General features: G+C 66.3%; 6 protein-coding genes, 1 tRNA gene and 2 pseudogenes. 6 read left to right on the forward strand and 3 right to left on the reverse strand.

Annotated elements, in window-relative coordinates:
- Positions 1-1,721 (reverse strand): DUF1631 family protein (locus tag FUT87_RS19995; protein ID WP_186830647.1); only part of this gene is annotated, 1,721 nt, incomplete at its 3' end.
- A gap of 117 nt (positions 1,722-1,838) precedes the next feature.
- Positions 1,839-2,282 (reverse strand): large conductance mechanosensitive channel protein MscL, encoded by a 444-nt coding sequence (mscL, locus tag FUT87_RS20000; RefSeq protein WP_091721743.1) that lies wholly within the window; start codon positions 2,280-2,282, stop codon positions 1,839-1,841.
- Positions 2,283-2,502: 220 nt separating this feature from the next.
- Between mscL and petA the strand changes: the two genes are divergently transcribed.
- The 6 genes and pseudogenes from petA (at position 2,503) to FUT87_RS20030 (ending at position 6,858) form a co-directional block, all read left to right on the forward strand.
- The gene (gene petA, locus FUT87_RS20005) at positions 2,503-3,099 is read left to right on the forward strand and encodes a ubiquinol-cytochrome c reductase iron-sulfur subunit (protein WP_091721747.1); all 597 of its coding nucleotides are present in this window, start codon (positions 2,503-2,505) and stop codon (positions 3,097-3,099) included.
- A 20-nt stretch (positions 3,100-3,119) separates the two neighbouring features.
- Positions 3,120-4,519, forward strand: a pseudogene (locus FUT87_RS20010) (cytochrome bc complex cytochrome b subunit).
- 26 nt (positions 4,520-4,545) lie between these two features.
- Positions 4,546-5,328, forward strand: coding sequence for a cytochrome c1 (locus FUT87_RS20015; RefSeq protein ID WP_091721753.1), 783 nt, complete (start codon positions 4,546-4,548; stop codon positions 5,326-5,328).
- Between the two features lie 167 nt (positions 5,329-5,495).
- Complete coding sequence (locus FUT87_RS20020) at positions 5,496-6,113, forward strand: glutathione S-transferase N-terminal domain-containing protein (protein ID WP_091721758.1); 618 nt, start codon at positions 5,496-5,498, stop codon at positions 6,111-6,113.
- Between the two features lie 14 nt (positions 6,114-6,127).
- Positions 6,128-6,676, forward strand: coding sequence for a ClpXP protease specificity-enhancing factor (locus FUT87_RS20025; RefSeq protein WP_147242159.1), 549 nt, complete (start codon positions 6,128-6,130; stop codon positions 6,674-6,676).
- A 106-nt stretch (positions 6,677-6,782) separates the two neighbouring features.
- Positions 6,783-6,858, forward strand: a tRNA-Thr gene (locus FUT87_RS20030).
- 64 nt (positions 6,859-6,922) lie between these two features.
- Here the strand turns inward: FUT87_RS20030 and FUT87_RS29085 are convergent.
- Positions 6,923-7,167 (reverse strand): annotated as a pseudogene (locus FUT87_RS29085) (c-type cytochrome biogenesis protein CcmI); the annotation flags it as partial.

A 7,167-nucleotide genomic window follows, 5' to 3' on the forward strand; every position in this document is an offset into this window, starting at 1 on the left:
AGGAAGGCCTGGCGCTGCTGCGGCGTGGTCTTGGGCTGCACCGACAGCACCAGGTCGCGGCCCATCTGGCGCAGCCGGTCGACCAGGGCGGCGTCCAGGTCCGGGTGCCGCGACGCATGCACCAGCACCTCGCTCCAGGTCTGGGTGAGGAAGTCGCGCAGGAAGTCCCGCATGTCGACGTTCGCCATCGCCTGCTGCAGCTGCTGCATGTAGCGGCGCTGCAGGCGCAGCTCGGTCTCCTTGCGCTCGAGCAGCGCGGCCGCGTCGCCCTGGGCCTTGAGGGCCTCGGAGGTCTGGTCCTCGATGAACTGCTCGAGCTGGACCAGCTTGGACTCGTAGAGGTCCATGCGGTCGAAGTCGCCGCTGACGACGTCCTGGACCAGTTCGCGCACCAGCGCGAGGAAGGACTTGCCGGGGTCGTCGGTGAAATCGTCGTAGGCGGCCGCCAGGGTCGCGATGCGGTTGACCAGGCGGCGCACCGGATGCCGGCGCGAGGAGAAGAAGGAGCGGTCGCCCAGCGCCGCGCGCAGCACCGGCAGCTGCAGCCGGGCGATCTGCTGCGCCATCAGCGGCGGCAGCTTGGCGTCGGACAGGATCTGGTCGAACAGGCCGGCCACGACGTCGATCACCATGTGGTCGAGCGAGCCGTTGGCCGCCTGCCGCAGTTCGTCGCGATGCAGGTGGATCAGGTTGGGCGGCAGCACCAGCGGCGCGCCCTCGACATAGGCGCCGGCGTCGCCCTCCCAGCCTTGCCACTGGCTGTTGGTCGGCAGGCTGCCGCCGGTGGTCGGACCGCCGAGGCCGGCCGAGGGCGTCTGCGCCAGCCGGCGCAGCAGTTCCATCAGTTGGGGATCCACCCCACCGCCAAAACCGCCGCCGAAGCCGCCGGCATGGGCGCCGCTGCCGCTGGCCGGATAACCGCCATGGCCGCTGCCCTGGAAACCGCCGGCCATGCTGTGCAGGCCGCCGGCGCGACTGCCTTGCAAGGGGTGGAGCGCGCCGGGCATCGTCGCGTAGCGGCTGTCGTGCAGCGGCACGCCCGAGGTGGTGGCGCCCTGCATCGAATGGCCGCTGCGCACGGCGCCCGCGGTCGCCCGCACGCGCAGGTCCTGCGGGCGCAGGCCGCGGCTGCGGAACAGGCCCGCGATGTCGGCGTAGCAGGCGCGCATCTCCAGCGAGAGCGCGCGGGTGAGCTCGTCGACCAGCACCTGGCGGGTGTCGGCGTAGTCGGTGACGGCGTTGACCCCCTCGATCAGCGCCTGGGCGATCGCCTGCGGGCGCAGCGGGTGACGGTCCTCGGCCACGCCGGGAATGTCGCCCATGTAGGAATTGACCTCGCGCAGCTCCCACTCGCTCTGGTGGCCGAGGGCCAGGCCGATCCGGTCGGTGGCGACCATGGTGTTGACCTGGTCGTCGTCCATCAGCGAGAGCTCGTCCCACTGCGTCACCTTGGGCGCGGCACGCGACGTGCCCGCCGCGGCGCCGCCCGGCGACGGTGTATCGGCGGCCTGCTGTCGCATGGACTGGTCGAAGCGCTGAGAGAACAGCGCCTGATGCTTGCGGAAGATGAATTGCGCGGACAGCAGCGCGTCCCGCCGCTTCGCCTGTCCGGAGGACAGTGCGGCGAGACCCATACCTTCGGCGCCGCGCTCGGCGGCTTGTTCCGCCGCCAGGCGCACGCGCTGCAGCGCCGCGTCGACGTGGGGATTCAGACGGTTCATCGAAGCTTCAGGCACATTGTGGTGACCACACCACATGATAAGTATCGGCGATGACCATCCCACCTCCGGGTGGGGCTCACCCGGCTTGTGCGCAAAAGGTGACGATTGATGAAAGCTTTACGCTTTGTCACGTCTCAGCGCGTCGCGGATCTCGCGAAGCAGCTGGATGTCTTCCGGCGGCGCCGCCGGCTCGGCCGGGGCGGCGGGGGTGTCGCGCTTCAGGCGGTTCACCTGCTTCACCATCACGAAGATGATGAAGGCCAGGATGATGAAGTTCAGCAGCACCGTCAGGAAGTTGCCGTAGGCGAAGAGCGGGACGCCGGCCTTGGTGAGCGCCTCGTAGGTCATGGGGCCGGTGTAGTTGGCGGGCGGGTCCGACAGGAGGATGAAGTAGCTGCTGAAGTCCAGCCCGCCGACCGCCTTGCCAATGATCGGCATGATCAGGTCCTTGACGACGGAGTCCACGATCTTGCCGAAGGCGGCGCCGATGATCACGCCGACGGCGAGGTCCATGACGTTGCCCTTGACGGCGAACTCACGGAATTCGGTCAAAAAACCCATCGCTTGCTCCTTGTGCTCCACGTGTGCGAAGGCGCCCACTACCAAGCGCTTTCCCGGGTGGCCCTCCGCCTCCGGGCAAGCATCCTAACGGCGTTTGCGCCACGACCGATGTCAACGTGGTGCACCGATGCACATCGGTAGAGCGCCTAGGGGCGGCCCGGAACTTTCTTACCTAGAATCGTTGGTTGCCCCTGATCAGAAGTTCCCTGTAAGGACCCTCATGAGTGACCCACAAGTGGACCAAGGCAAGCGCACCTGGCTGATCGCCACCGGCTGCGCGGGAGCAGTAGGCGGCGTGGCCACCGCCGTCCCGTTCGTCAGTACCTTCGCTCCCAGCGAGCGGGCCAAGGCGGCCGGCGCCGCCGTTGAAGTGGACATCGGCGGACTCGCCCCGGGTCAGAAGCTGACCGTCGAATGGCGCGGCAAGCCGGTGTGGATCGTCCACCGGACCAAGGAGCAGCTGGACGCGCTCAAGTCCAACGACCCGGACCTCGCCGATCCGCAGTCGGACCGCAAGGCCTTCCCCATCCCCGAGTACGCCAAGAACGAGTGGCGCTCGCGCAAGCCCGAGTACCTGGTCGTCGTCGGCATCTGCAGCCACCTGGGCTGCTCGCCCAGCGACAAGTTCCAGTCGGGGCCGCAGCCCTCGCTCCCGGACAACTGGCACGGCGGCTTCCTCTGCCCCTGCCACGGCTCGACCTTCGACATGGCCGGCCGCGTCTTCAAGAACAAGCCTGCCCCCGACAACCTCGAGGTGCCCCCCTACACATTCCTGTCGGACACCAAGCTGTTGATCGGTGAAGACAAGCAGGCCTAACCCGGAGCGAGATTCACGACATGGCTGAATTCAAGGAAGCACCCGCCGGCGCTCCGATGGGCGTCCGGCTCATGACCTGGGTGGACAACCGGTTCCCGGCGTCCAAGCTCTACAAGGAGCACATGTCGGAGTACTACGCTCCGAAGAACTTCAACTGGTGGTACATCTTCGGCTCGCTGGCGCTGCTGGTGCTGGTGATCCAGATCGTCACCGGGATCTTCCTGGTGATGCACTACAAGCCCGACTCGGCGCTGGCCTTCGCGTCGGTCGAGTACATCATGCGGGACGTCCCCTGGGGCTGGCTGATCCGCTACATGCACTCGACGGGCGCCTCGGCGTTCTTCGTCGTGGTCTACCTGCACATGTTCCGCGGGCTGCTGTACGGCTCCTACAGAAAGCCGCGCGAGCTGGTCTGGATCTTCGGCTGCGCGATCTTCCTGTGCCTGATGGCCGAGGCCTTCATGGGCTACCTGCTCCCCTGGGGACAGATGTCCTACTGGGGCGCGCAGGTGATCGTGAACCTGTTCGCGGCCGTGCCCTTCGTCGGCAACGACCTGGCGCTGCTGATCCGCGGCGACTACGTCGTCGGCGATGCCACGCTGAACCGCTTCTTCAGCTTCCACGTGATCGCCGTGCCGCTGGTGCTGCTGGGCCTGGTGGTGGCGCACATCATCGCGTTGCACGAGGTGGGCTCGAACAATCCGGACGGCGTGGAGATCAAGGCCAAGAAGGGGCCGGACGCCGCCCGCTCGACGGCATCCCGTTCCATCCGTACTACACGGTGCATGACATCTTCGGCGTCGGCCTCTTCCTGATGGCCTTCTCCGCGGTGATCTTCTTCGCGCCGGAACTGGGCGGCTACTTCCTCGAGTACAACAATTTCATCCCCGCCGACCCGCTGAAGACGCCGCCGCACATCGCGCCGGTCTGGTACTTCACGCCGTTCTACTCGATGCTGCGCGCCACCACCGACGTGATGGTCCAGGTGCTGTGCGGCGTGATCGGGATCTCGGCGCTCATCACGCTGCTGCGCGGCGGGCTGTCGACGCTGGGCAAGGGGATCGTGGTCGTGGGCGCGGTCGTGGGCATCGCGCTGCTGCTGACCTTCGACGCCAAGTTCTGGGGCGTCGTCGTGATGGGCGGCGCGGTCATCATCCTGTTCTTCCTGCCCTGGCTGGACCACAGCCCGGTCAAGTCGATCCGCTACCGGCCCGACTGGCACAAGTATCTCTATGGAATCTTCGTGCTGCTGTTCCTCGTGCTGGGCTACCTGGGCGTGAAGCCGCCGTCGGATGCGGGAACGATCGTGTCGCAGATCGGCACGCTGTACTACTTCGGCTTCTTCCTGCTGATGCCGTGGTGGAGCAGGGCCGGCCAGTTCAAGCCGGTGCCCGATCGCGTCACGTATCACCCGCACTGAACCGCCAACGTCACGGAGTCGAACGAATGAAGAAAATCATCGCCACGCTGCTGACGTCGCTGTGCCTGGGCGCGGGCCTGACGTCGACGGCGCTCGCGTCGGAGGGCGGGATCGAGTGGGACCGCTTCCCGACGCAGAAGATGAACGACCTGGCCGCGCTGCAGAACGGCGCCAAGCTCTTCGTCAACTACTGCCTGAACTGCCATAGCGCGAACTTCATGCGCTACAACCGGCTCAAGGACATCGGCCTGACCGACGAGCAGATCAAGGGCAACCTGCTGTTCGCCGGGGAGAAGGTAGGCGAGACGATGAAGGTCTCGCTGGACCCGAAGCAGGCCAAGGACTGGTTCGGCGCGACGCCGCCCGACCTGACCGTGATCGCCCGATCGAGGGCCGACGGTGCCAAGGGAACGGGGGCGGATTACCTGTATACCTACCTCAGAAAGTACTACCGGGACGAAACCAAGGCCACGGGATGGAATAATCTCGCCTTCCCCAGCGTGGCGATGCCGCACGTGCTGTGGGAACTCCAGGGCGTCCGCACCGCCAGGTTCGAAGAGGAAAAGGACCCGCACGACCACGGCAAGGTCGTGCATGTCTTCAAGGGCTTCGAACAGGTCACGCCCGGGACGATGACACCGCAGCAGTACGACGAGTCCATCGCCGACCTGGTCGCCTACCTCCAATGGATGGGCGAACCGGCGCAGGGACTGCGTTTCCGGCTCGGCATCATCGTGGTGCTGTTCCTGCTGGGGTTCACCGTGTTCGCCTGGCGCTTGAACGCTTCCTTCTGGAAGGACGTCAAGTAAGTCCCGATGGCTCGGCCGCTGGCCGGGCCCTCAAGCGCAGTGGGGCGCCGAAGAGGCTCCCACTGCGTTGTCGTTTGTTTGTTTGGTCTTTGACCACGCCGGCCCTTGGCTGGTGTTGTTGTTAGAAAACGAGGACGCCGAGAGGCGTCGATCAGGAGTCCACTGCCATGATGGTGCTTTATTCCGGAACCACTTGCCCCTACTCGCACCGTTGCCGGTTCGTGCTGTTCGAGAAGGGCATGGACTTCGAGATCCGTGATGTCGACCTCTTCGCCAAGCCCGAGGACATCGCGCTGATGAACCCGTACAACGAGGTGCCCATCCTCGTCGAACGCGACCTCATCCTGTACGAGTCGCACATCATCAACGAGTACATCGACGAGCGCTTCCCGCATCCGCAGCTGATGCCTGGCGACCCGGTGGCCCGCGCCCGCGTGCGCCTGTTCCTGTTCAACTTCGAGAAGGAACTGTTCGCCCACGTCAACGTGCTGGAGAACCGCGGCCAGTCGGTCAAGCCGACCGAGAAGCAGCTGGAGAAGGCGCGTTCGCAGATCCGCGACCGCCTGACGCAGCTGGCGCCGATCTTCCTGAAGAACAAGTACATGCTGGGCGACGACTTCTCGATGCTGGACGTCGCGATCGCGCCGCTGCTGTGGCGCCTGGACTACTACGGCATCGACATGTCGAAGAACGCGGTGCCGCTGCTGAAGTATGCGGAGCGGATCTTCTCGCGTCCGGCCTACATCGAGGCGCTGACGCCGTCCGAGAAGGTGATGCGCAAGTAATACACTGCCTCCCCATGGATGACAGCAAGGATGGCGGCGGGCTCGCCGCCAGTTCGACGCGGCCGTATCTGATCCGCGCCCTGCACGAGTGGTGCACCGACAACGGGTTCACGCCCTACATCGCGGTCCACGTGGACCGCATGGTGCAGGTGCCGCTCGAGTACGTGAGCAACAACGAGATCGTGCTCAACGTGGGTTTCGACGCGACCAGCAACCTGGACCTCGGCAATGAACTGATCCAGTTCAAGGCCCGGTTCGGTGGCGTGGCGCGCGAAATCATCGTGCCGGTCGATCATGTGGTGGCGATCTACGCGCGGGAGAACGGGCAGGGCATGGCCTTCCCGCCGCCGAGCCCGGAAGAAGCCAGCGCCGCCGCGCGGGCTCCGGCTGGGAGCGCTCCCCGAGGCCTGCGCCTGGCCTCCGAGGGCGACGGCCAGGGCCAGAGCGAGACCAAGCCCGAACCCGTCGCCGCCCCGGCGCCGGTCGTGGCGCCCGCACCGGACGACGACGATCCGGGCGCGGGTCCGTCGGGCGGTCGCCCGGCGCTCAAGCGCATCAAGTGATCGTCCAGATGAGGGGATGAGCGAGCTGTTTTCGTTCATCGGCCCTCATCGCTGCGTCTAGAATGCAGCCCGCGGCGCAGTGCTGCGACGCACCAGTTCTCCGTGTGCCGGCTTAGCTCAGTTGGTAGAGCAACCGCCTTGTAAGCGGTAGGTCATCAGTTCGAATCCGATAGCCGGCACCATCCAACACGCAGAAGCCCCCGTTCGTCGCACGACGAACCGGGGCTTCGGTCATTTGCGCGACTGTTATCGGTCCGCCGCCGGGGCGGGCGCGGCCGGCCGAGCGGAGGCCGGCGAGGTGTCTTCGGCAAGCCGCGCCAGGTCGGCGCCAACGCGCTGCGCCATGTCCGAACCCGGCTCCAGCAGCCTCTGCAGCCTCGTCCAGTGCCGACGTGCCAGCGCCAAGTCGCCTTGGCGCACTGCGGCCGCGCCAGCCAGGGCCAGCGCCTTCGGCTGGTCGGGATCGAGCGCGAGCGCCGCCTCGATCGCCG

This window comes from Mitsuaria sp. TWR114, assembly GCF_007997345.1.

Bases quoted from the DNA above. Each gene is read 5' to 3' on its own strand.
- mscL (WP_091721743.1), bottom strand. From the start codon at position 2,282: ATGGGTTTTTTGACCGAATTCCGTGAGTTCGCCGTCAAGGGCAACGTC.
- petA (WP_091721747.1), top strand. From the start codon at position 2,503: ATGAGTGACCCACAAGTGGACCAAGGCAAGCGCACCTGGCTGATCGCC.
- FUT87_RS20015 (WP_091721753.1), top strand. From the start codon at position 4,546: ATGAAGAAAATCATCGCCACGCTGCTGACGTCGCTGTGCCTGGGCGCG.
- FUT87_RS20020 (WP_091721758.1), top strand. From the start codon at position 5,496: ATGATGGTGCTTTATTCCGGAACCACTTGCCCCTACTCGCACCGTTGC.
- FUT87_RS20025 (WP_147242159.1), top strand. From the start codon at position 6,128: ATGGATGACAGCAAGGATGGCGGCGGGCTCGCCGCCAGTTCGACGCGG.